We start from the raw sequence: 24,375 nt of genomic DNA on the forward strand, positions 1-24,375 counted from the left end.
ATGACCATCATCGCCGATCAAGCGTTCAGCGACAGCCTCGAATAGAGGGTGGAGCAACGCACAAACAACAGGCGCTGAACCGAAAGCGCCCCCTTATTCCGACGACCGCCGGCCGCAGATCCACTTAGGCTTATCGGACAAATGGAGCCGGGACTTGAGTCCCAGGATCAAGGGAGAGAAAAAATGACTAGCAGCACCCCCGGGTCGATCTGGACACCCGCGCTGATCGCGCGCCTGACACCCCAGCAGATCGCCACGATACGGCCGGAGCGGCTGGCCGAGTTCGACAGCGTCCAGCTCAATGCTTTTTCGCGCGTCCAGTTCGCCAGCCTCGGCATCGGCCAGCTGCGGGCACTGAGCCCCGAGCAGGTCGGCCATCTGGGCGTCAAGCATCTGCAAGGTCTCAGCGGCGCCCAGCTGCAGGCCTTCAGCCCCGAACACTTCAGCCACCTGAGCCCGGCGGCGCTGACGGCGCTGACCCCCGCCCATATCGGCGCGCTGAGCCCCCAGCATCTGGCCGAGCTGAGCAGCACCCAGCTGCGCATGCTGAGCCCGCTGGCCCTGCAGTCCTTCAACGCCGCGCAGATCCAGGGCCTGGGCACGGCCCAGATCGCCGGCCTGAGCAACAGCCAGCTGGCCGTGCTCAAGCCCGCGCAGCTGGCGGCGCTGGAAACCGAGGACCTGCGCGCGCTGGGCCTCGGCCAGCTCAACAGCCTGGGTAGCGCACAGTTCGCGGCACTGGGCCTGGCCCAGTTGCAGGCCTTGAGCGACGAGCAGTGGGCCGGCCTGAACGGCCGCCAGCTCGGTGGCTTGAGCGCCGGTCAGCTGCAGTCGCTGGGCACCGACATCCTGGCGACGCTGAGCCCGGCGGCGCTGCGCGCGCTCAGCGGTGCCCAGCTCGCCTCGCTCAGCGAGGCCCAGATCGCTGCGCTGACCGAGACCCAGCTGCGCGTGCTCAGCGTCGCCCAGATCGGCGCGCTGGGCAGCGAGGACGTGGCCGCGCTGAGCGACGGCCAGATCGCCGCCCTGAGCCCGCAGCAGATCGCCGCGATCAAGCCCGAGCATCTGCGCCTGTTCAGCGACGAGGAGCTGCGCGCGCTGTCCAAACCCCAGTTGCTGGCACTGACCGCTGCCCAGATCGCCAAGCTGACACCTGGCCAGCTGCTCGCCCTGAATGATGAGCAGCTGGCCGCACTCGGACCACAGCAGATCGGCGCGCTGACCCCCGCCCAGCTGCAGGCCCTGGGCCCCGAACACCTGGCCCAGCTGGGCCTGGCGGCGCTGCGCGCGCTCGGCACGGCCCAGGTGGCCGCGCTGGGCTCGGAACAGCTGGCAGCGCTCAGCAGTGAACAGTTCAAGGCGCTCAACGCCAAGCAGCTGGCCGCGATCTCGACCGAGGACATGCAGGCACTGCGGCCCGAGCAACTGGCCGGTCTGGACGCCACACAGTTCGCCGCCTTCAGCGGCGCGCAGCTGAGCCTGCTCGGCGCCGATCAGATCGGCGCCGTCTCGCTGGCCGCGCTGCGCGGCCTGACGACGGCGGACGCGCGGGTGCTCAGCGAGGCCCAGCTGGGCGCCTTGAGCAGCGGCCAGATCCAGGCCCTGGGCACCCAGGCGCTGCGGGCCATGAGCAGCCAGCAGATCCAGGCGCTCGACGAAGACCAGATCCGCGCGCTGGGCAGCGCCCAGCTGGGTGCGCTCAGCGTGGCCCAGCTGGAGAGTTTCAGCAGCGCCGAGCTGCAGGCCCTGGGCCACCAGCAACTGGCCGGCCTCAGCACCACCCAATTGCGCGGCCTCAGCGCCCAGGCCCTGGCTCAGCTCAGCGACGAGCAATGGGGCGGCTTCGGCGGCCGGCAGATCAAGGCGCTGAGCAACGAGCAGCTGCAGCGGCTCAGCACCGCGCAGATCGCCGCGCTCAGCAGCGACGCGATCGCCGGCCTGAGCACCGCCCAGTTCCTGTCGCTGGGCAGCGCCCAGCTGCAGGCCATCGAGACCCGCGACATCGCGGCGCTGAGCGCGGCCGATCTGCGCGTGATGGGCAGCCAGCAGATCGCCTGGCTCAGCACGGCCCAGGTCGGCGCACTCAGCGCCGCCGGGCTGAACACGCTGAGCTCGGCCCAGGTCGTCCAGTTCAGCACCGAGCAGCTCGGCGCGCTGAGCAGCCAGGCGCTGCGCGGTCTGGAGGCCGGCGACCTGGTGGCGCTGAGCCCGGCCCAGCTGCAGGCCCTCAGCAGCGCGCAATGGCTGGGCCTCGGTGCCCAGCAGTTGAGCCAGCTGGGCAGCGCGCAGATCCAGGCGCTGAGCCCCGACCATATCAAGGCCCTGCCGCCGGCGGCCTTCGACGGCCTGAGCCTGCGCCAGCTGGGCTGGCTCAGCGACGAGCAGTGGGCGGGCGTCAGCCATGCCCAGCTCGCCGCGCTGGCGCCCGCCGACATCAAGGCGCTGCAGGACCGCCTGCCCCGGCTCGACACCGCCCAGCTGCAAGGCCTGGGTGCGGCCCAGGCCCAGATGCTGGGCAGCGCCACCATCGCCCAGCTCAGCGACGAGCAGCTCAAGGCCCTGGGCGCCGGTGCCATCGGTGCGCTGAGCGGCAGTGCGCTGCAGGCCCTCAGCGCCGAACGCCTGGCCCTGCTGGGCAGCCAGCAGTTGCAGGCCCTGGACGGCGCCGACTTCCAGGCCCTGGGCGCCGAGCGCCTGGGCCAGCTCAGCAGCCAGCAGATCGCCGTGCTGACGGCGGCTGCGGTCGCGCCGATGGGCACGGCCCAGCTGGCTGCGCTGGGTGCCGGCCTGGGCATGAACGGTGTGGCGGCACTGAGCCCGGCCGCGCTGGCCACGCTCAGCAGCGCCGAGATCGCACACTTCGCCACCAGCGCCCTGCCCGCGCTGCGCAGCGAGCAGATCGCCGCGCTGGGCAGCGCCCAGATCGCCGGCCTGAGTGCGGCCACCCTGCAGGCCTGGCAGCCCGAGCAGGCGGCGGCCCTGTCCAGCGCCGCCATCCAGACCCTGAACAGCCAGCAGATCCAGGGCCTCAGCGGTGCCCAGCTGGCCCAGCTCGACGGCAGCCAGATCGCCGCGCTGACGACCGCGGCCTGGCAGTCCCTGTCCGGAGCCAGCCTGAGCGAGCTCAGCGCCGCGCAGATTCGCGCGCTGCCCGCCGGCCATCTGCTGGCGCTGCAGGGTCAGCAGCTGCAGGCCTTGCAGCCCGACCAGCTGACGGCGCTGGGCACGGCCGGCATCGCGGCGCTGCGCCCCGAGCAGATCGCCGCGCTGCGGCCGGGCCAGATCGCCGCGCTCGGCGAAGCCCAGATCGCCGCACTCGACAAAAGCGATCTGCGCGCGCTGTCGCCCGAGGCCTTGCGAGCCCTCCATGTGGCCCAGATCAGCGTGCTGAGCCCCACCCAGCTCAGCGAGCTGGCGCCGGCCCAGCTGGCCCAGATGACGCCGGTGCAGATCGGCGCGCTGTCCAATGCCAGCCTGGCCGGGCTCAGCCTGGCCCAGTTGCAGGCGCTGGCCCCCGAGCAGTTCGATCATCTCTATGGCAGCCAGCTCGGCGCGATCACCCCCTACCGCCTGAGCATGCTCAGCAGCGCGGTGATCGCCTCGCTGGACGCCGAACAGCTGGCCGTGCTGAGCCCGGCCCAGGTGCTGACCTTGAACGCCCAGCAGTGGCAGGTACTGAGCCCCGAGCAGATCGGCGCCTTCTCGGCCCAGGCCCTGCGCGAGCTGCCGGTGTCGACGCTGGCCCTGCTGACACCCGAGCAACTGGGCTCGCTGAGCGCGGCCCAGGGCGCGGCGCTGACGGCCAACCAGTTGCAAGGCCTGAGCCTGGCGCAGCTGCAGGCCCTGGGCACGCAGGTGATCGCGGCGCTGAGTCCCTCTCAGTTCGATGCGCTGAGCCCCGCCCAGCTCGGCGCGCTGAGCCCGCAGCAGACCGCCGCCATCAGCACGCAGGACATGCGCCAGCTCTCCGACAGCGATCTGCTGGCCCTGCGCAGCGAGCAGATCACCGCCTTCAGCGCGGCCCAGCTGCGCGCACTCGATGTCGACCAGCTCAATGCGATGAGCACGCTGCAGATCGAGGCCCTCAGCGGCCGCCAGGTCCAGGCCTTGCATGAGAACCAGATCCACGGCCTGGCGCCGCAGCAGTTCGCCGCGCTGAGCCCCGCCGATATCGGTGTGCTCAGCACCGCCCAGGCGGCCGCGATCACCGCCGCCCAGGTCGACGCGATGAGCGATGCCCAGCTGCGCTCGCTGAGCGCCCAGGCGATTGCCGCGCTCAGCGAGGACGCGCGTCGCGCGCTGCAGCAGCAGGGCCTGAGCCGCATCGCTGCGCCCAGCGAAGACTGGCCGGACCTGGGCGGCATCGGGCTGGGCCCGCTCGATCCGCTGCCGACCCTGCCCAAGTTCGAGCCTATCCAGACCCCGTCCCGGCCGGAGCTGGCCATCGAATTGGACTTCGATATCGCACCGCCGCTGCCCCCGCCGGCCAGCCTGGCGCAGGCCCTGCCGAGCCTCGATGTGTCGCCGATGCTGGCACTGGCGTCACTGCCCCAGCTGTCCGAGCTGCTGACCCCGGCCCAGGACGCGCTGCTGGGCGCGGTGGTGGCCGAGCCGACGCGCGGTCCGGATGAAGGCTCGCCCGCCACCGAGCTGTCACCGGCCATGCTGCAGGAGCTGCAGCGGATGACACAGGAAGCGCTGTTTGACGGGCGCAATCAGTTGCTGATCTAGGCAAGGCTTGAAAATCGTCGCCTTTTAAGCAACAATTGTCGCCTAATGAGCAACGATTTTTCATTGATGGATCTGCTGTTCCCGGCCGCCCGGCAGCGCGCGTTGGCGCTGCTGTTGCTGCAGCCGGCAGCGGCTTTTCATCTGCGCGAGCTGGCACGCCTCACCGGCAGCCATGCCGGCACGCTGGCGCGTGAGCTCGACAAGCTGACCCAGACGGGTCTGCTGCTGCGCGCCGAACAGGGCAACCAGGTGCGCTACCAGGCCCACACACGCCACCCGCTGTTTGACGACCTGGCGTCGCTGTTCCGCAAGACGCATGGCGTGGTGCCGGCCCTGCGTGAGGCTTTGGCGCCATTGGACGCCGAAATTGACCTGGCGCTGGTGTTCGGTTCGGTGGCACGCGGCACGCCACTGCCGGGCAGCGATGTGGATGTGCTAGTGCTGGGCAAGGTGGGCTTCGTGCCGCTGGTGCAGGCGCTTTACCCCCTGCATGCGGCACTCGGCCGCGAGGTGAATCCGGTGCTCTACGCACCGGAGGAGTTTGGCGAGCGGACGCGGCAGGGCGATGCCTTCGTGCGCGAGCTGCTGGCCAAACCCCAGCTGTTCGTGAAGGGAGATGCTCATGAGCTTGCAAAACTTGCTGGCGATTCAGCGCCTGCAGACACACACCCCGGACCCGGCGGGCACGCTCAAGCTGTTGCAGGCCGCGCACCGCAATCTGGCTGACGCGCAACTGGCCCAGCTCAGCAGCGACAATCGCTTCGACGCGGCCTACAAGTGCATCATGCAGTGCGCGATGCTGGGCCTGTGGGCCAGCGGCTATCGCACCGCCACCAGCCAGCCGGGCCATCACCAGACAGCCATTCAAAGCCTCGGGCTGACAATGGGAATTGCACAGCCCAACATCATCGTGCTGGATGCGCTGCGGCGGCAGCGCAACCTTAGCGACTACGAAGGCGACCCGGTCTCGACTGCCACCGTGAACGCCTGCATCGAGGAAGCCACAAGACTGCTGGCGCACACCGAGCAATGGCTGAAAGCCCAGCACCCCCACTTGCTGACGCCCCCATGAGCCGGCAGCGCAACTGCCAAGTCGAGGGTCAAACGCTCCGCCTCAGCTCACCTCATAGACGATCTGCGGCGGCTCCGGGCTGATTGCTGCGAAGCGCTGCAGCGCTTCGTCGCAGGGCCAGAAGCGGCTGTCCTCGCCGAGGTCGATCTTGGCCTGGCCGCTGGCCAGGAAGTGGTGGGTCATGACCTTCAGACCCTGGTTGACCACACCCTGCTCGCCCTGCTGCTGGCGCGCCGGCCATTGCTTGACCACCTCGTCCAGCGGCGGCAGCTTGTTCTTGACCGGCACATAGACATAGCGGCCGAAGCGTGCCCGCGCGCCGGCCAGATCCCAGACCGCCTGCACGGTCAGGCGCAGGCCGCCGGAGAAGCGGTCGTTCTGCACCTTGCCCTGCACGATGATCAGCTCGTCGTCGGCCAGCAGCTCCTTGTGGGCATTGATCAGCTCCTCGTTGGCCACCGCCTCGATCGCGTCGCTCTTGTCGTCGAGCTTGAAGATCGCGACACGGCCGCGGTGGCCGTTGATGATGCGCAGATCGCCGACGATGCCGGCCACCATGATGGGCTCGCGGCTGTCCTGCAGATCAACGACGCGGCGCTTGACCATGCGCCGCACCTCCTCGCCGCTCTGATCGAAGAGATGGCCGCTGAGGTAGTAGCCGATCGCGGTCTTCTCCAGGCTCAGCCGTTCCTTGATGCTCCAGGGCCCGGCCTGCACCAGCGGCGGCTCGGCGGTCGAGGAGCCATGGGTGTCATCGAAGTCGAACAAGCCGCCCTGGTCGACGTTCTGCGCCAGGCCGTCGGCATAGGTGTAGCCCAGCGCCACGCTGGCCAGCAGGCGGGCGCGGTCGGGTTCGATCGCATCGAAGGCGCCGGCCTTGATCAAGGCCTCGACCACGCGCTTGTTGACCTGCTTGCGGTCGACCCGGGCGCAGAAATCGAAGAAGCTCTTGAACGGCCCGCCTTCGGTGCGCGCCGCGACGATGGCGTGGATCGCGCCGACGCCGGTGCCCTTGATCGCACCCAGGCTGTAATTGATCTTGCGTTCCGACAGCGGCTCGAAGCGATGCACGCCCAGGTTCACATTGGGCGGCTCGAACTCGATGCCGAAGAGCTTGGCATCGTTCATCAGGACCTTGAGCTTGTCGGTGTCGTCCGACTCGATGGTCATGTTCGCGGCGAAGAACTCGGCCGTGAAATGCACCTTGAGCCAGCCGGTGTGATAGGCCAAGAGCGAGTAGGCGGCGGCATGCGACTTGTTGAAGCCGTAGCCGGCGAACTTCTCCATCAGGTCGAAGACCTCGTCGGCCTTGTCCTGATCGATGCCCTTCTCGGCCGCGCCCTTGCGGAACAGCTCGCGGTGGGCGGCCATTTCCTCGGCCTTCTTCTTGCCCATCGCACGGCGCAGCATGTCGGCGCCGCCCAGCGTGTAGCCCCCCAGCACCTGGGCGGTCTGCATCACCTGCTCCTGGTAGACCATGATGCCGTAGGTTTCGGCCAGCACGGCCTCGGCCAGCGGGTGCGGGTACTCGACCTTCTCCTTGCCGTGCTTGCGCGCGACAAAGGTCGGGATCAGGTCCATAGGCCCCGGGCGGTACAGCGCGTTCAGCGCAATCAGGTCTTCCAGCCGCGAGGGCTTGGCTTCGCGCAGCATCTTCTGCATGCCGCTGGATTCAAACTGGAACACCGATTCGGTCAGGCCGTCGGAAAACAGCTTGTAGGTCTTGCGGTCGTCCAGAGGAATCGTCTCGAAGGCGAAGTCCTTGTGCTGCGGATAGCGCGTGGTGATGAATTCCTTGGCCAGCTCCATGATGGTCAAGGTCGCCAGGCCCAGAAAGTCGAACTTGACCAGGCCGATCGCCTCGACGTCGTCCTTGTCGTACTGGCTCACCGCCGAGCTCGAGCCGGGCTGCTGGTACTGCGGGCAGAAGTCGGTGATCTTGCCCGGCGCGATCAGCACGCCGCCGGCATGCATGCCGATATTGCGCACCATGCCCTCGACGCGCGCGGCCAGTTTCAACAGGCCCGCCACCTCCTCGTCAAGCGCCTCGCGCTCCTCGATCTCGGGCGCCTCCTTGCGGGCGTAGATGATCTTGTCGTCGGGCTTCTCGGGCACCAGGGCCAGGGTCACGGTCTTGCCGGGGGGCGCCGGGATCAGCTTGGCGATCGAGTCGACCTGGCCGAAGCCCATGCCCAGCACCCGGCCGATATCGCGCAGCGCCGCCTTGGCCGCCATCGTGCCGAAGGTGGCGATCTGGCTGACCGCCGGCCGGCCGTACTTGTCCTTGACGTAGTCGATCACCCGGTCGCGGTTGCCCTGGCAGAAATCGATGTCGAAGTCGGGCATCGAGACCCGCTCGGGGTTCAGGAAACGCTCGAACAGCAGGTTGTACTGCAGCGGGTCCAGGTCGGTGATCAAGAGCACATAGGCGACCAGCGAGCCGGCGCCCGAGCCCCGGCCCGGGCCCACCGGGCAGCCATTGTTCTTGGCCCACTGGATGAAGTCGCCCACGATCAGGAAGTAGCCCGGGAAGCCCATCTTGATGATGGTGTTCAGCTCGAACTCCAGGCGCTCGACATAGCGCGGCCGCTCGGCATCGCGCTTGGCCGGGTCGGGGTAGAGCTGCTTGAGCCGGTGCTCCAGGCCATCAAAGCTCTGCGCGCGGAAATAGACGTCCATCGGCATCGGCGTGCCGTCGTCCTGCAGCGGCGTCGGGAAGTCGGGCAGCTGCGGCTTGCCCAGCACCAGGGACAGGCTGCAGCGCCGCGCGATCTCCACGGTGTTGGCGATCGCCGAGGGCACATCGGCGAACAGCGCCTCCATATCCGCCTGCGGGCGGAAATACTGGCCCGGCAGGAAGCGCTTGATGCGCTTGGGGTTGGCCAGGGTCTCTCCCTCGGCCACGCAGACCCGCGCCTCATGGGCCTCGAAGTCTTCCTCGGCCAGGAACTGCACCGGGTGGGTGGCCACCACCGGCAGGCCCAGCTCGGCGGCAAAGGGCACGCTGGCCAGCACCAGCGCCTCCTGGCCGGGCAGGCCGGCGCGCTGCAGCTCGATGTAGAAACGCTGTGGGAAGAGTCTTGACAGACGCTGCGCCCAGTCCAGCGCCCGCGCCTTGTCGCCCTGCAGCAGGGCCTGGCCCAGGCCGCCATGCTGGGCGCCCGACAGGCAGATCAGGCCCTCGCCCAGCTCCTGCAGCCATTCAAGCTTCAGGCAGGCTTGGTTGCGTATCACGTTCTGTATCCAGGCCCGCGACAGCAGCTCGCTGAGGTTCAGATAGCCCTGCTTGTTCTGGATCAGCAGCAGCACGCGCGAGGGTTGCTTGTCCGAACCCTCGGGCTCCAGCCAGCAGTCAGCCCCCAGGATGGGCTTGACGCCCTTCTTGCGGCAGGCGTTGTAGAACTTGACGCCGCCGAACAGATTGGCCAGGTCGGTGACGGCCAGTGCCGGCTGTCCGTCCTTGGCCGCCGCCGCTGCGGCATCGTCGATTCTCAGGGTGCCGTCGACGACGGAAAACTCGGTATGGGTACGCAGATGGACGAAGGGCATGGCGGGATTGTAGAGAGCGGCGCTATGCTCGCCGCCCATGCGCAAGACAATACCGCCCACCCTGCTGCTTCTGGCTCTCGCATCCGCTGCCTGGGCCGCCGATCCGCCGCCGACAGCGGCCAGACCCAGCAGCGCCGAGATCCTGGCCCAGTCACCGGCCGGCGACTGGCGCGGCCTGGACCCCGAGAACACGGTGCTGATGGAACTGCCCCAGGGTCAGGTCCTGATCGAGCTGGCACCCCGCTTCGCACCCCGCCATGCGGCCAATATCCGCCAGCTGGCGCGCGGCGGCTATTACGACGGCCTGGCCGTCGTGCGCGTACAGGACAATTTCGTCACCCAGTGGGGCGATCCGAACGGCGAGGACGAGAAGCTGGCCAAACCGCTGGGCAAGGCCGAGGCCAAGCTGCCGGCCGAGTTCTCGATTGCGCTGAAGGGCCTGGCGCTGACCCGGCTGCCCGATGTCGACGGCTGGGCACCGGTAACCGGTTTTGTCGACGGCTTCCCGGTCGCCGCCGACCCGAAGCAGGACCGCGCCTGGCTGGCGCACTGCTACGGCATGGTCGGCGCCGGGCGCGGCAATGCGGTCGATTCCAGCAACGGCACCGAGCTCTATGCGGTGATCGGCCACGCGCCGCGCGGGCTGGACCTGAACATCACCGTGGTCGGCCGGGTGCTCAAGGGCATCGAGCTGCTGTCCAGCCTGCCGCGCGGCGGCCCGAATATGGGCTTTTACGACAAGCCCGAGCAGCGCCTGACGATACAGCGCACCCGGCTGCTGGCCGATATGCCCGAGAGCGAGCGCCCGGCTCTGCAGCTGCTGCGCACCGACAGCAAGACCTGGGGCGCGCTGCTGGACGCGCGGCGCTGGCGCAGCGGCTGGTTTGTGCACAGCCCGGGTCATATCGAGCTGTGCAGCGCCAGCGTGCCGACCCGGCCCGCGCCGCCTGTCAAATGAAGCCGCGGCGCGACATGCCTACAATCCCGGCCTGTCCGCCATGCAAAACGCTCCGATTCTGAACATCTCGGCCTATCTTTTCGTAGGCCTGCCCGACTGCCACGCGCTGCGTGAGCGCCTCCATGAGCTGGCCCTGAGCCTGGAGCTCAAGGGCACGGTGCTGCTGGCCGAGGAAGGCATCAATCTCTTTCTCGCCGGCCCGGCCGAGGCGGTGCGCCGCTGGGTCGCGGCCCTGCACGAGGACGCCCGCTTCGCCCCGCTGAGCCCTAAGGAAAGCTGGAGCGAGACCGTGCCCTTCAAGAAGCTGCTGGTCAAGGTCAAGCCCGAGATCATCCGGATGAACCATCCGACGATCCGGCCGGACCAGGCCGAGCGCGCACCCGCCCTGCCCGCCGCCACGCTGGCGCGCTGGCTGGATCAGGGCCATGACGATGCGGGCCGGCCGGTCGTGACCCTGGACACACGCAATGCCTTCGAGGTCGATTACGGCACCTTCGACGGCGCGATCGACTGGCGCATCCACAAGTTCAGCGAGTTCCCCGAGGCCGTGCGCCAGCACCGCGAGGAGCTGATGGGCAAGACCGTCGTGAGCTTCTGCACCGGCGGCATCCGCTGCGAGAAGGCCGCGCTGTATCTGCGGCAGCAGGGGCTGGACGGCCCCGTCTACCAGCTCGAGGGCGGCATCCTGAAATATTTCGAGGAGACCGGCGGCCCGCACTACCACGGCAGCTGCTTTGTGTTTGACCAGCGCGAGGCGCTGGACGCCGGCCTGCACCCGGCCATCGAGATCGAGCGCCCAGCCAGCGAGGCCCATCGAGCGCCCCAGCCATGAGACGTGAACGGACGGGGCCGGGCGGCTTGCTGCTGAAGCTGCTCGGCCTGCTATTGCTCGCCGCGGCGCTGATGATGGCCGCCTTCCGCGCGCCCGAGCGCTCGCTGGAGAGCCTGGTGGCACGCTGGGCGCGGCCGCCCTCGGACTTCATCGAGCTGGGCGGCCAGCTGGTGCATCTGCGCGACGAAGGTCCCAGCGACGACCCGCAGCCCATCGTGCTGATCCATGGCACGGCGGCCAGCCTGCACAGCTGGGAAGGCTGGGCCACCGCGCTGAAGCCGCGGCGCCGCGTCATCAGCTTCGACCTGCCCGGCTTCGGCCTCAGCGGCGCGCAGCCGCAGGGCGACTACAGCGACGAGGCCTATATCGCTTTCGTGCTGGCCCTGCTCGATCATCTGAAGCTGCCACCCGTCGTGCTGGCCGGCAACTCGCTGGGGGGCCAGATCGCCTGGCAGCTGGCGGCCCAGGCGCCGCAGCGGGTCGCGGCCCTGGTGCTGGTCGATGCCGCCGGCCACGATTTCAAACCCGACTCGGTGCCGCTGGCCTTGCAGCTGGCGCGCCTGCCGGTGCTGCGAGGCCTGGTCAGCGGCCTGCTGCCGCGCCGCCTGGTCCAGGCCAGCGTGGCCAATCTCTACGGCGATCCGGCCAAGGTCGACACCGCCCTGGTCGACCGCTATTTCGAGCTGACCCTGCGTGAGGGCAACCGTGCGGCCCTGCTGCAGCGCATCCAGCAGATGCGGCCGGGCCAGAACACGGCACGCCTGGCCGAGCTGAAGCAGCCGACCCTGATCCTCTGGGGCGGCCGCGACCGGCTGATCCCGCCCGCCTATGGCCAGGCCTTTGCCGACGCGATTGCCGGCAGCCGCCTGGTGGTGTTCGAGGCGCTGGGCCATGTGCCGCAGGAGGAAGATCCGGCCGCCACCGTGGCCGTGATGCAGGATTTTTTACATTCGCTCAAACCCTGATGCCTTTTGCCTCATGGGCATTGCAATATCCTCACCTTGTTTTGCCATTCGCACATTTCTTGGAGAACGCATGCAACGTCGTCATCTGATCGCTCTGGCCGCCCTGGCCTGCAGCACCCTCACCGCCCTGAGCAGCCACGCCCAGGCGCCCGATTGGAAGAAGGTCCGCATCGGCGTCGAGGGTGCCTACCCTCCGTTCTCCGAGGTCGGCCCGGACGGCAAGCTCAAGGGCTTCGAGATCGACTACGCGCTGGCCCTGTGCGCCGAGATGAAGGCCGAGTGCACCCTGGTGCAGCAGGACTTCGACGGCCTGATCCCGGCCCTGCAGGCGCGCAAGATCGACGCCATCATCGCCTCGATGTCCATCACCGATGAGCGCAAGAAGGCCATCGCCTTCTCGAAGGCCTACTACAACACCCCGGCCCGCTTTGCCGCCAAGGCCGACGCCAAGCTGGACATCAGTGCCGCCGGCCTGAAGGGCAAGAAGATCGGCGTGCAGCGCGCCACCATTCACGAGAAGTTCGCCGCTGACCAGTTCAAGCAAAGCGAGATCGTGCGCTACGCAACCCAGGACCAGGCCTATCTGGACCTGAAGTCGGGCCGCATCGATGCCACCGTGGCCGACTCCGTCGCCATCGACACCGGCTTCCTGAAGACCCCGGGCGGCAAGGGCTATGCCTTCATCGGCCCGGCCTTCGATGACGTCAAGTACTTCGGTACCGGTTCGGGTGTGGGCATGCGCAAGGCCGATGAGAAGGCCCTGGGCAAGAAGTTCAACGATGCCATCGCCGCGCTGCGCGCCAACGGCACGTTCAAGAAGCTCAACGACAAGTACTTCGAGTACGACGTCTCGCCGAAGCAGTAAGCAAGCCGCTCATCAACGCATGTTTCTGCACGGCTTTCTGCCCAGCCTGCTGGAGGGTGCCCTGGTCACGCTGAGCGTGGCCCTGGCCTCTCTGGCCCTGGCCATGGTGCTCGGCATGGCCGGCGCCATGGCCAAGCTCTCGCGCTTCCGGGCGGCGCGCGGCGTCGCCCAGGTCTACACCACGGTGATACGCGGTGTGCCCGATCTGGTGCTGATGCTCCTGATCTTTTTTGGCGGCCAGCTGGCCGTCAACGAGATCGCGCTGGCCCTGGGGCATGAGGACTATGTCGACGTCGACCCCTATCTGGCCGGCGTGCTGACGATAGGCTTCATCTTCGGCGCCTATCTGACCGAGGCCTTCCGGGGTGCCTTCCTGGCCGTGCCACCGGGCCAGCGCGAGGCCGGCCTGGCCTACGGCATGAGCGGCTGGCAGATCGCCCGGCGCATCACCTTGCCGCAGATGTTCCGCCATGCGCTGCCGGGCCTGTCGAACAACTGGCTGGTGCTGATCAAGAGCACGGCCATCGTCTCGGTGATCGGCCTGCACGACCTGATGACCCGCGGCTCGCAGGCGGCCGGCACGACGCGCGAGCCCTTTGTGTTCTACGCGGCCGTGGCCGTGATCTACCTGGCCTTCACCAGCGCCTCCGAGCTGGTGTTCAAGCATCTGCAAAAACGTTTCTCCGTCGGCGTGCGCCAAGGACTGTTGTGAATCTGGACGCGATTGCCGAAAACCTGCCGCTGTATGTCAGCGGCGCATGGACCACCCTGCAACTGCTGCTGATCTCGCTGGTGCTGGGCCTGGCGGTGGCCATCCCGCTGGCCCTGCTGCGCTGCATGCCCTCGCGCTGGGTGTCGGGCCCGGTCTGGCTCTACACCTATTTCTTCCGCGGCACGCCGATGCTGGTGCAGCTGTTCCTGATCTATTACGGCCTGGCCCAGTTCGAGGCGGTGCGCGCGAGCGTGGCCTGGCCCTATCTGAGTTCGGCCTGGTTCTGCGCCTGCCTGACCTTTGCGCTGAACACCTGCGCCTACACCGTCGAGATCATCGCCGGCAGCATCCGCGCGCTGCCGCACGGCGAGATCGAGGCCGCCAAGGCCCTGGGCATGAGCCGTGGCGTGATGCTGCGCCGCATCGTGCTGCCCTCGGCGCTGCGCCGCGCGCTGCCGGCCTACAGCAACGAAGCCATCTTCATGCTGCACGGCACCTCGCTGGCCAGCATCGTCACGATCACCGACCTGACCGGCGCCGCGCGCCAGGTCAACTCCACCTACTACCTGCCCTTCGAAGCCTTCATCACGGCGGCGCTGTTCTACTTCGTGCTGACCCTGGCCCTGGTGGGCCTGTTCCACAAGGCCGAGGCCCGCTGGCTCAAGCCGCTGATGCCACGCTGAAGTCCGGATGACGCCGCGCTGATTCCCATGCAAACCTCCCGCCACCCCCTGCTTTCGCCCGCCCCAGGCACCCAGCGAGAGCTGATCTCGCTGCACTACGGTCGTGCCGGTGCCCAGAAGGCCTATATCCAGGCCTCGCTGCATGCCGACGAGCTGCCCGGCATGCTGGTGGCCCACCATCTGCGCCAGCAGCTCGATGCGCTGGAAGCGTCCGGCCGCATCAATGGCGAGATCGTGTTGGTACCGATGGCCAACCCGATCGGCCTGTCGCAGTTTCTGCTGCACGGCCATCTGGGCCGCTTCGAGCTGAACTCGGGCGAGAACTTCAACCGCCACTACCCCGACCAGATCGCCAATGTCGCGGCCGCCATCGAGAGCGAGCTGGGCGACGACGCGGCGCGCAATGTGCGGCTGCTGCGCCTGGCGCTGCGGGAGGCGGTGCTGCAGACCCCGGTAGACACCGAGCTGCAGTCGCTGCGCCGCACGCTGATGAGCTTGTCCTGCGATGCCGACATCGTGCTGGACCTGCACTGCGATGCCGAGGCCGTGCTGCACCTCTATACCGAGACGCCCTGCTGGCCCGAGTGCGAGGTGCTGGCGCGCTTTCTGGGAGCGCGCCTGACGCTGCTGGCCCAGGACTCCGGCGACCGGCCCTTCGACGAGATCTGCTCCCAGCCCTGGTGGCGCTGGGCCGAGCAGTTCAAGAATCGCTTCCCTATTCCGCAGGCCTGCCTGTCGGTCACCGTGGAGCTGCGCGGCCAGGCCGATGTCGACCACGCGCTGGCCCGCCGCGACGCGCAGCACATCATCGATTTCCTGACCCATCGCGGCCTGATCTCGGGCCAGGCGCCGGCGCTGCCGGCCGCCGTCGGCGATGCCCGGCCGCTGGCCGGCAGCATCCCGGTCAAGAGCCCATCGGCCGGCGTGCTGACCTTTTTGCGCGATGCCGGCGCGATGCTCAGGGCCGGCGAGGTGCTGGCCCATGTGATCGATCCCCTCAGCAACCAGGTGAGCGAGCTGACCAGCCCGGTCGATGGCCTGCTGTTCGCGCGCGAGTCGGTGCGCTTCGCCCATGCCGGCATGAAGGTGGCCAAGGTGGCCGGCCTGACCGCGCTGCGCACCGGTAAGTTGTTGGGTGATTGAGAGAAAAATGTCCGAAGCAAGCCTTGTCATTGAAAACCTGCACAAACGCTATGGCGAGCGCGAGGTGCTCAAGGGCGTCTCGCTGTCCGCGCGCACCGGCGATGTGATCACCCTGATCGGCTCCAGCGGCTCGGGAAAAAGCACCTTCTTGCGCTGCATCAACCTGCTGGAGCAGCCCTGGGAGGGCCGCTTCTCGCTGGGTGGCGAGCAACTGAAACTGGGCCGCGACCGCGACGGCAGCCTGAAGGCGCTGGACGCCAAGCAGCTGCAGCGCTGGCGCGCCCGGCTGGCGATGGTGTTCCAGAACTTCAACCTCTGGGGCCACCGCACCGTGATCGAGAACGTCATCGAGGCGCCCGTCTATGTCTTGGGCGTGCCCAAGGCCGAAGCGATGGAGAAGGCCGAGGCCCTGCTGGCCCGCGTCGGCGTGGCCCATCGCAAGGATGTCTACCCGGCCCAGCTCAGCGGTGGCGAGCAGCAGCGCGTTGCGATCGCGCGGGCGCTGGCGGTAGAGCCGGAGGTGATGCTGTTCGACGAGCCGACCTCGGCGCTGGACCCGGAGCTGGTCGGCGAGGTGCTGAAGGTGATGCGCGATCTGGCGGCCGAGGGCCGCACGATGATTGTCGTGACCCATGAGATGGGTTTCGCCCGTGAGGTCTCGACCCACACGATGTTTCTGCACCAGGGCAAGGTCGAGGAGCAGGGCAATCCGCGCGAGGTGCTGCTCAAGCCGCAGAGCCCGCGCCTGCAGCAGTTCCTCAGCGGCGGGCTGAAATAGGCCCACCCTCCGAGCGCTACAACGCCCGGACCATCTCCACATGGGCGATGCCGGCCTCGTCGAAGACGGGGCCGCGGCGCTGGAAGCCGGCGCGGGTGTAGAAGCCCTCGGCCGACAGCTGGGCGTGCAGCAGCACCTCGCGGTAACCGCGCTCGCGGCCCGCCTGCATCAGCGCCTCCAGCACCTCGCGCCCGACCCGGCTGCCGCGCAGCGCCGCGATCACCGCCATGCGGCCGATCTTGGCGACACCGGGCACATGCTCGAGCAGGCGGCCGGTGGCCAGCGGCCGGCCCAGCCGGTTGTAGGCCACCGCATGCAGGCAGCTTGCGTCGGCGCTGTCCCACTCCATTTCGGCCGGGATCTTCTGCTCGTCGACGAAGACGGCCTGGCGGATCCGCTGCGCCTCGGCGCCCAGCTCGGCCCAGGCGCCGACGCGCACCCGCGCCATCGCCTCGCCCTTCTCGAAGCCGGTCAGCAGCTCGCGCAGGCCCTGCGGCACCGGCTTCGGCGTGCGGCTGACGGCATCGGCAAACACATAGACCAGCTCGCCATGGACCAGGCAGTCCTCGCCACGGAACACCGCGCAGTGCAGGCTCATCGAGCTGTTGCCGACGCGCTCGCAGCGCACGCCCACATCGAGCAGCTCCTCGAAGCGGGCCGAGTCCAGATATTCCAGCGTAGCCTTGCGCACGAACAGATCGCCGCCCAGCTCAGCCATCGTCGCCGAGTAAGGCAGGGCCAGCGCACGCCAGTAGCCGCCGACCGCGGTGTCGAAATAGGTCAGGTAATGGCCGTTGAAGACGATGTGTTGCGCATCGATCTCGGCCCAGCGCACGCGCAGTCGCTCGAAGAAGCGGAAGTCGCGACGACGTGGCGTGGATGTAGAAGTGGCGCTCATGGCTGCAAGGCTTCCTTGATGGCGAGGCCGCAGGCGTCCAGCGCCAGCAGGGCTTCGGGGATTTGGCGGCCCATCTTGATGAAGTCGTGGGTCACGCCGCGATAGAGCTCCAGCTGCACCTGGCCGCCGGCCGCGCGCAGCCGGTCGGCATAGGCAATGCCCTCGTCGACCAGCGGGTCGCATTCGGCCAGCAGCACGCAGGCGGGAGCCAGGCCACCGTGGTCCTCGGCCTCCAGCGGCGCGAAGCGCCAGTCGCGCTTGTGGTGGTGGGCGATGTAGTGGTCGAAGAACCAGGCGATGGACGCCGCATCGAGCAGGAAGCCGTTGGCAAACAGCTTGTGCGAGGCGGTGTCGGCATGGGCCGTGGTGCCCGGCGTGATCAGCAGTTGTAGCGCCAGCGGCAGGCCCAGATCACGGGCATGCAGCGCGCAGACCGCTGCCAGCGTGCCGCCGGCGCTGTCGCCGCCGACCGCCAGCCGGCTGCCGTCCAGGCCCAGCGAGTCGGCCGCGCCCACCAGCCAGCGCATCACCGCCCAGCAGTCGTCGACGGCGGCCGGAAAGCGGTGCTCGGGCGCTAGCCGGTAGTCCAGCGCCAGCACCGCCGCGCCCGAGCGCAGCGCCAACTGGCGGCACAGGCTGTCGTGCGTCTCCAGGCTGCCTATCGTGAAACCGCCGCCGTGCAGATAGAGCAGCACGGGCAACCGGGCCTCGTCTCGGGTCTTGGGCGCATAAAGCCGGGCGGCCAGCGGGCCTTCGGCACCGGGCACCTGCAGATTCTCGATGCGGGCCAGCGGCGCGCGCGGCAGATCCAGGATCTCGGCCCCCATCAGATAGGCGATACGCGCCTGCTTCGGGCTCAGGCTGTGAAACGGCGGGCGATTGGCGCGATGTATGCGCGTGAGCACACCGGCCATGCGCGGTGTCAACAAGGTGCTACTCAACAAGATCTCCAACAACTACGCTCGGGGCATTGGCGCGCAGTGTGCCAGAGCCCCCAAGGAGACGAGAGCGATGGCCCTGATCCAGTACCTGACCCAGATCCAGTTCGACTTCGGCGCCGCCGCGCTGCTGCCGCAGGAGTGCGAGCGCGTCGGCATCCAGCGGCCGCTGATCATCAGCGACGCCGGCGTGCGCGCTGCCGGTGTGCTGGCCAAGGCGCTGGCCGCCTGGGGCGCCGCCGACACCGCATGGCCGCCGGTGTTCGACGCCACGCCCGCCAACCCCACCGAGGCGGCGGTGCGCGCCGCTGCCCTGATGTATCAAGAACTCGGCTGCGACGGCCTGGTGGCCATCGGTGGCGGCTCCAGCATGGACCTGGCCAAGGGCGTCGCGATTGCCGCGACGCACGAGGGGCCGCTGAAGAGCTACGCCACCATCGAGGGCGGCAGCCCCAGGATCACCAAGGCGGTGGCGCCGGTGATCGCGGTGCCGACCACGGCCGGCACCGGCTCCGAGGTGGCTCGCGGCGCCATCATCATCGTCGACGATGGCCGCAAGCTGGGCTTTCACAGCTGGGAGCTGATGCCCAAGGCCGCGATCTGCGACCCCGAGCTGACCCTGGGCCTGCCGGCCCTGCTGACCGCCGCCACCGGCATGGACGCGATTGCGCACTGCATGGAGACCTTTATGTCGGCCGCCGTCAACCCGCCGGCCGACGGCATCGCGCTGGAAGGCCTGCGCCGTGGCTGGGCCGCCATCGAGCGCGCGACCAGCACCGGTAGCGACCGCGAGGCGCGCTGGGCCATGATGAGCGCCAGCATGCAGGGCGCGATGGCCTTCCAGAAGGGCCTGGGCTGCGTGCATTCGCTCAGCCACAGCCTGGGCGGCGTCAACCCGCGCCTGCACCACGGCACTTTGAACGCGGTGTTCCTGCCGGCCGTCGTCAAATTCAATGCCCAGCACCCCAGCCTGCATCAGGACGACCGGCTGCAGCGCATGGCCCAGGCCATGGGCCTGCCCGGCAGCGATGCGGCCGGTCACGCGGTGGCCGAGGCGCTGCGCGCGATGAATGCGCGGCTGGGCCTGGCTCCGGGGCTGGCGGCGCTGGGGGTAGGCGAAGACCTGTTCGAGCGCGTCATCGATGGCGCGATGCTGGACCATTGCCACAAGACCAATCCGCGCCTGGCCACGCGCGAGGACTACCGCGAGATGCTCATCGCCTCGCTTTGACCCGGAGGCTCGCGTCAGGCAATGCCCGACAGGGTTTACAGCCGGCTTCCTATGCCCGGCGAGCGGCACATCGGTTGCAATGGAGCGGTGTTCACAGGCAGGAGGCGGGTCATGGACCGAAGTCTTTTGTTTCCATTGCTGACACCCGCAGGCCGGCGTCATGGGCAGGATGTGCGCAGCATGAATCACTCCCCGAGCCTGCCACCGCTGACAAGAAGGCCTGCCGAGGCAGAACCAGCGATGCAAGGCCGACGCACCGGGCGCCGCCGACAGATGCCCTTCTTCATCCGCTGGTGGCTGGCCCTGCAGGGCTGAGCGCGGACCGGCCAGCAAAAAGGCCGACCTCTTGTGGAGGCCGGCCCGGCGATACGAGCCCCGGATGCCAGGGCTCAATCACTTGAGGGGTGCATCAACCATGCTTGGCGTCGAAGAACTGCTCGTCCTCGGTCGAGCCCTTCAGCGCGGCGGTGGAGGCTTCGCGCTCGATGGTGGTGGTCACCGCGTCGAAGTAGCCGGTGCCGACCTCGCGCTGGTGCTTGACGGCCGTGAAGCCCTTCTCGGCGGCGGCGAACTCGGCTTCCTGCAGCTCGACAAAGGCGCTCATATTGTTGCGGGCGTAACCGTAGGCCAGGTTGAACATCGAGTAGTTCAGGCTGTGGAAACCGGCCAGCGTGATGAACTGGAACTTGTAGCCCATCGCACCGAGCTCGCGCTGGAACTTGGCAATCGTCGCGTCGTCCAGGTTCTTCTTCCAGTTGAACGAGGGTGAGCAGTTGTAAGCCAGCAGCTTGCCGGGGAACTTGGCATGGATCGCATCGGCGAACTGCTTCGCGAAGGCCAGGTCGGGCTTGCCCGTCTCGCACCAGATCATGTCGGCATAGGGCGCGTAGGCCAGGCCGCGGCTGATGGCTTGGTCCAGACCGTTCCTGGTGCGGAAGAAGCCTTCGACGGTGCGCTCGCCGGTGCAGAAGGGCTTGTCGTTGTCGTCGATATCGCTGGTCACCAGATCGCCGGCCTCGGCATCGGTGCGGGCCAGCAGCACCGTGGGCGTGCCCATCACATCGGCAGCCAGACGGGCAGCCACCAGCTTGGCCACCGCCTCGCGGGTCGGCACCAGCACCTTGCCGCCCATATGGCCGCACTTCTTGGCGGCGGCCAGCTGGTCTTCGAAGTGCACGCCGGCAGCGCCGGCCTCGATCATGGCCTTCATCAGCTCGAAGGCGTTCAGCACGCCGCCGAAACCGGCCTCGGCGTCGGCCACGATGGGCGCGAAGTAATCGATATCGTTCTTGCCCTCGCTCCACTGGATCTGGTCGGCGCGCGCGAAGGTGGCGTTGATCTTCTTGACGACCTTGGGCACCGAGTCCACCGAGTACAGCGACTGGTCGGGGTACATCTCGCCATTGCTGTTGGCGTCACCGGCGACCTGCCAGCCCGACAGATAGATGGCCTTCAGACCGGCCTTGACCTGCTGCATGGCCTGGTTGCCGGTCAGCGCGCCCAGCGAGTTGATGAAGGGCTCGGTGTTGACCAGGCCCCAGAGCTTCTCGGCGCCGCGCTTGGCCAGGGTGTGCTCGATGGCCAGCGAGCCACGCAGGCGCACCACGTCGGCGGCCGTGTAGCCGCGGGTGATGCCCTTCCAGCGCGGGTTCTCGGCCCAGTCTTTTTCGAGGGCGGCGATTTGCTGTTCACGGGTCAAGGTGCTCATGAAGTACTCCTGCAAGCGGTTGGGGGTAGGAAGGAATCGATGGCTTAAGCGTAGTCCTCGCCTCCGTCTTGCGGAAGTGTTGTGTCTTATATAAGACTAAAAATATTCTCCTTGAAAATCAACAACTTGCACTTTCAATGCCGGATCGTGAAAACAACTTCTCCATAATGAGAAAAAATGTCGCGGCGCAACATGAAGAAAGATCACGATATGAAATGTCGTTTTCGTATCGTGGATTTGCAGCGATGCGATCTCAGAGCCCGCCGATGAAGTAGCGCTTCAGCCCGGCCAGCACCATCTCGACCGCGATCGCGGTCAGCACAAGGCCCATCAGCTTCTCGATCGCCGACACCACCGAGTCGCCCAGCAGCTTGCGGATGCGGTCGGCCAGGATCAGGGTCAGGCCAGAGACCACCATGGCCGCGGTGAGCGCGGCAATCCACTCCCAGATGCGGTCGGGCTGACGCGAAGCCAGCAGCAGCACGGTGGCCATCGCCGAGGGGCCGGCCAGCAAGGGCACGGCCAGCGGGAAGATGAAGGGCTCGCGGCCGGGCTCCAGGCCATAGGCCGACTCGCCGCTGCTGCCGAAGATCATGCGGATCGCAATGATCAGCAGGATCACACCGCCGGCCACCTCCAGCGAGCGCTCCGACAGATGCATCACCCGCAAAAAGGCATCGCCAACGAACATGAAGGCGAACAGCACGCCGAAAGCGATGCCGACCTCGCGCAGCGCCACCAGCTTGCGCCGCGGCTTGGGGACCGCTCGCATGATGGGAATGAAGATCGGCAGGCTGCCCAGCGGGTCCAGCACCAGCAGCAAGAGGATGAAGGCGGAGAGAAAACTGTGGTCCATGGCCGGATTGTCCGCCGGCTTGCCGTCGGGCCGGTCGCCCGCCAATCGCCCTCACGGTGGCTTGGACACAACAGCCCGGGCTTTTCCTTCGATCGGGTCGATGCCACCTTACAATGCGAATAACAACAATTCTCATTCACATAAACAAGCCACTGCAGGCCGAACCCAGGCTGCGGCGGGCTTGTCCATGCAACTCCTCCGATGACATCCTCTCGTATCAAGGCGCAGTGCGCCAAGCATGCCAGTCACTCCCAGGCGGTCACCATGCCCGCCGCTGCCCGCGCCAAGACAGGTCGCCTGAGCCTGCTGGCCACCCTGGTGGCACTGGCGCTGCCGAGTCTGGCCCAAGCACCACAGGGGGCGCAGGAGCCGGCTCCAGAAGTGAACGATGCAGCGGTCTTGCCGGTCGTGAAGGTCAAGGCGCGCAGCACCCATGAAAGCCAGTCCTACACCGCCGGTGCCAGCCAGTCCGCCACCGGCCTGACCCTGTCGCTGCGCGACACCCCGCAGTCGGTGACCGTGATCACCCAGCAGCGCATCAGCGATCAGGCGATGCGCCAGGTGGCCGATGTGCTGCAGGGCACACCCGGACTGTCGTACAAGGACACCGACCGCGGCCGCAACAGCCTGTCGGTGCGCGGCTTCGAGATCGACAACTACCAGTACGACGGCGTGCCAGTCGAGAAAATCAATATCGGCGGCGAGAACGACAGCACGGTGATCTATGAGCGCGTCGAGGTCGTGCGCGGCTCCACCGGCTTGCTCAGCGGCGCCGGCAACCCCTCGGCGGCCATCAATCTGGTGCGCAAGCGCGCCGACAGCAAGGTCTTCGCCGGATCGGTCCAGGCCAGCCTGGGGAGCTGGCAGCATCGCGGCCTGACGTTGGACCTGTCCACCCCGCTGAGCGAGGACGGCCGGGTGCGGGGCCGGGTGGTTGCCAGTCATGAACGGCAGCATGCCTTCATCGACCTCGAGAACACCAGGCGCAGCGTGCTGTACGGCGTCATCGATGCCGACCTCGGCACGGCCACACGCCTGAGCGTCGGCGCCAGCAGCCAGGACGACAAGCGCAATGGCGTCTACTGGGGTGGCCTGACCTACTGGTATGCCGACGGCAGCCCTACCCGCTGGGATCGCAGCAAGACCACGGCCACGCGCTGGAACCAGTGGGACACGCGCCAGCAAACCGCCTTCGCCAAACTGAGCCACCAGTTCGAGAACCTCTGGCGCGTCAGCCTGGACCTGAACCACTTCAAGCAGCGCGAGGAGTCGATGCTGCTCTGGATAACCGGCCTGCCCGACCGCAACACCGGCCTGGGCCTGAACGCCATGCCCTATCACTACCGCGCCGAGCCGACCCAGAACCAGCTGGCTCTGACGGCCAGTGGCCCCTTCCGGCTGTGGGGCCGCGCCCATGAGCTGAGCCTGGGCCTGAGCCATAGCCGTGCCAAGGCCGGTTGGGACAATGGGGAACCGCTGGACAAGCAGCAGGCCCCGGTCGGCGACTTCAATCGCTGGGATGGCTCCTACGCGCGGCCGGCGATGAAGGCTTTGGAAGTCGGCAGCAGCGATGCCACCATCCAGTCCGGCGCCTATGCGGCGGCCCGGCTGCAACTGAGCGACCCATTGAAGCTGATACTCGGCGGCCGCGTCAGCCATTGGAAGAAGGAGCACAAGGTCGGCCTCTGGACTCCCGAGGCCTTCACGATCGAGCACAAAGGCGAGTTCACCCCCTATGCGGGCCTGATCTTCGACCTCAACAAAGAGCTGTCCCTCTACGCCAGCTACACCGACATCTTCAAGCCGCAGAACGAGCGCGACCGTAACGGCCACTACCTCGACCCGCTGCGCGGCAAGAGCTATGAGGGCGGCATCAAGGGCGAGTTGCTGGACGGCCGGCTGAATGCCTCGGCCGCGGTATTCCGTGTCGACCAGGACAATTTCGCCGAGCCGGATCCGGGCCAGTTCATCCCCGGCACCACCACCCCGGCCAAGCGCGCCGGCCAGGGCGTGCGCTCCCAGGGCTGGGAGCTAGAGCTGGCGGGCGAGTTGGCGCCGGGCTGGAGCCTGAGCGCCGGCTGGACCCATTTCTCGACCAAGGACGGCCAGGGCGTGCAAGCGGCGCTGGACCATCCGCGCCGTCAGCTCAAGCTGTTCAGCAAGTACACCCTGGGCGGCAGCCTGCAGGGCTTCAGCGTCGGCGGCGGCATCAACTGGGAGAGCGCGCAGCTCACGCGTCTGGAAAATCCCGTCAGCAAGGTCAACGAGCATGTTGGCCAGCCCAGTTATGCGCTGGTGGATCTGATGCTCAGGTACGAGTTCAGCAAGAAGCTCTCGCTGCAGGCCAATGTCGACAATCTGCTGGACAAGAAGTACTACAGCAGCAGCTGGAGCGGCTACACCTACGGCAAGCCGCGCGGCCTGACCCTGACGCTCAGCCACACGCTCTGATCGGT

19 protein-coding genes are annotated in these 24,375 nt (G+C 67.7%); 14 read left to right on the plus strand and 5 right to left on the minus strand.

The genetic code is table 11. From position 1 onward, the window contains the following. The first annotated feature begins 183 nt into the window (after positions 1 to 183). From O5M90_RS04385 to O5M90_RS04395, 3 genes are all read left to right on the plus strand, one after another. On the plus strand, positions 184 to 4,731 hold the full coding sequence (locus O5M90_RS04385; protein WP_269840126.1) for a hypothetical protein: 4,548 nt from the start codon (positions 184 to 186) through the stop codon (positions 4,729 to 4,731). Positions 4,732 to 4,797: 66 nt separating this feature from the next. Next, on the plus strand, positions 4,798 to 5,457 hold the full coding sequence (locus O5M90_RS04390) for a nucleotidyltransferase domain-containing protein (RefSeq protein WP_269840127.1): 660 nt from the start codon (positions 4,798 to 4,800) through the stop codon (positions 5,455 to 5,457). After that, positions 5,354 to 5,803 (plus strand): DNA-binding protein, encoded by a 450-nt coding sequence (locus O5M90_RS04395; protein ID WP_269840128.1) that lies wholly within the window; start codon positions 5,354 to 5,356, stop codon positions 5,801 to 5,803. The genes O5M90_RS04390 and O5M90_RS04395 overlap by 104 nt, the downstream gene beginning before the upstream one ends. Before the next feature lie 42 nt (positions 5,804 to 5,845). On the opposite strand, the gene dnaE is transcribed toward O5M90_RS04395, so the two are convergent. Continuing rightward, positions 5,846 to 9,352: a DNA polymerase III subunit alpha gene (gene dnaE, locus O5M90_RS04400; protein ID WP_440401829.1), complete on the minus strand. Its 3,507-nt coding sequence runs from the start codon at positions 9,350 to 9,352 to the stop codon at positions 5,846 to 5,848. A 37-nt stretch (positions 9,353 to 9,389) separates the two neighbouring features. Between dnaE and O5M90_RS04405 the strand changes: the two genes are divergently transcribed. The 8 genes from O5M90_RS04405 to O5M90_RS04440 all read left to right on the plus strand — a co-directional run bounded on the left by O5M90_RS04405 (position 9,390) and on the right by O5M90_RS04440 (position 16,288). Beyond that, entirely contained in the window at positions 9,390 to 10,310 is a 921-nt protein-coding gene (locus O5M90_RS04405; protein ID WP_269840129.1) for a peptidylprolyl isomerase, read from the plus strand. Positions 10,311 to 10,350: 40 nt separating this feature from the next. Next, positions 10,351 to 11,142 carry a sulfurtransferase gene (locus O5M90_RS04410; RefSeq protein WP_269840130.1) on the plus strand — a complete coding sequence of 264 codons (792 nt, stop codon included), beginning with the start codon at positions 10,351 to 10,353 and terminating at the stop codon, positions 11,140 to 11,142. Then, the gene (locus O5M90_RS04415; protein WP_269840131.1) at positions 11,139 to 12,107 is read left to right on the plus strand and encodes an alpha/beta fold hydrolase; all 969 of its coding nucleotides are present in this window, start codon (positions 11,139 to 11,141) and stop codon (positions 12,105 to 12,107) included. The genes O5M90_RS04410 and O5M90_RS04415 overlap by 4 nt, the downstream gene beginning before the upstream one ends. A 70-nt stretch (positions 12,108 to 12,177) precedes the next feature. Then, positions 12,178 to 12,972, plus strand: coding sequence for an ABC transporter substrate-binding protein (locus O5M90_RS04420; protein WP_137940840.1), 795 nt, complete (start codon positions 12,178 to 12,180; stop codon positions 12,970 to 12,972). Between the two features lie 19 nt (positions 12,973 to 12,991). Beyond that, entirely contained in the window at positions 12,992 to 13,684 is a 693-nt protein-coding gene (locus O5M90_RS04425; RefSeq protein ID WP_269840132.1) for an ABC transporter permease, read from the plus strand. Next, on the plus strand, positions 13,681 to 14,367 hold the full coding sequence (locus tag O5M90_RS04430; RefSeq protein ID WP_269840133.1) for an ABC transporter permease: 687 nt from the start codon (positions 13,681 to 13,683) through the stop codon (positions 14,365 to 14,367). Before O5M90_RS04425 ends, O5M90_RS04430 begins: the two co-directional genes overlap by 4 nt. A 27-nt stretch (positions 14,368 to 14,394) precedes the next feature. Continuing rightward, positions 14,395 to 15,510: a succinylglutamate desuccinylase/aspartoacylase family protein gene (locus O5M90_RS04435; protein WP_269840134.1), complete on the plus strand. Its 1,116-nt coding sequence runs from the start codon at positions 14,395 to 14,397 to the stop codon at positions 15,508 to 15,510. A gap of 7 nt (positions 15,511 to 15,517) precedes the next feature. Beyond that, positions 15,518 to 16,288, plus strand: coding sequence for an ABC transporter ATP-binding protein (locus O5M90_RS04440; RefSeq protein ID WP_269840135.1), 771 nt, complete (start codon positions 15,518 to 15,520; stop codon positions 16,286 to 16,288). A gap of 16 nt (positions 16,289 to 16,304) precedes the next feature. Here the strand turns inward: O5M90_RS04440 and O5M90_RS04445 are convergent, their stop codons facing one another. Together O5M90_RS04445 and O5M90_RS04450 are read right to left on the minus strand one after the other, a co-directional pair. After that, a complete protein-coding gene (locus tag O5M90_RS04445; RefSeq protein ID WP_269840136.1) occupies positions 16,305 to 17,186 on the minus strand; it encodes a YbgC/FadM family acyl-CoA thioesterase in 882 nt (293 codons plus the stop codon). Next, positions 17,183 to 18,100, minus strand: coding sequence for an alpha/beta hydrolase (locus tag O5M90_RS04450; protein ID WP_269840423.1), 918 nt, complete (start codon positions 18,098 to 18,100; stop codon positions 17,183 to 17,185). The genes O5M90_RS04445 and O5M90_RS04450 overlap by 4 nt, the downstream gene beginning before the upstream one ends. Before the next feature lie 97 nt (positions 18,101 to 18,197). Between O5M90_RS04450 and O5M90_RS04455 the strand changes: the two genes are divergently transcribed. Beyond that, entirely contained in the window at positions 18,198 to 19,355 is a 1,158-nt protein-coding gene (locus tag O5M90_RS04455) for an iron-containing alcohol dehydrogenase (RefSeq protein ID WP_269840137.1), read from the plus strand. 180 nt (positions 19,356 to 19,535) lie between these two features. Beyond that, positions 19,536 to 19,670: a hypothetical protein gene (locus O5M90_RS04460; RefSeq protein WP_262970622.1), complete on the plus strand. Its 135-nt coding sequence runs from the start codon at positions 19,536 to 19,538 to the stop codon at positions 19,668 to 19,670. A 94-nt stretch (positions 19,671 to 19,764) separates the two neighbouring features. Here the strand turns inward: O5M90_RS04460 and aceA are convergent, their stop codons facing one another. Both aceA and O5M90_RS04470 read right to left on the minus strand, forming a co-directional pair. Beyond that, positions 19,765 to 21,063 (minus strand): isocitrate lyase, encoded by a 1,299-nt coding sequence (gene aceA / locus O5M90_RS04465; RefSeq protein WP_440401830.1) that lies wholly within the window; start codon positions 21,061 to 21,063, stop codon positions 19,765 to 19,767. Positions 21,064 to 21,316: 253 nt separating this feature from the next. Continuing rightward, complete coding sequence (locus O5M90_RS04470) at positions 21,317 to 21,919, minus strand: MarC family protein (RefSeq protein ID WP_137940848.1); 603 nt, start codon at positions 21,917 to 21,919, stop codon at positions 21,317 to 21,319. A gap of 264 nt (positions 21,920 to 22,183) precedes the next feature. Here O5M90_RS04470 and O5M90_RS04475 point away from each other — a divergent pair, with 264 nt between their 5' ends. Next, entirely contained in the window at positions 22,184 to 24,370 is a 2,187-nt protein-coding gene (locus O5M90_RS04475) for a TonB-dependent siderophore receptor (protein ID WP_269840138.1), read from the plus strand. Positions 24,371 to 24,375 lie beyond the last annotated feature (5 nt).

Source organism: Paucibacter sp. M5-1, assembly GCF_027498415.2.
Lineage (GTDB): Bacteria > Pseudomonadota > Gammaproteobacteria > Burkholderiales > Burkholderiaceae_C > Roseateles_E.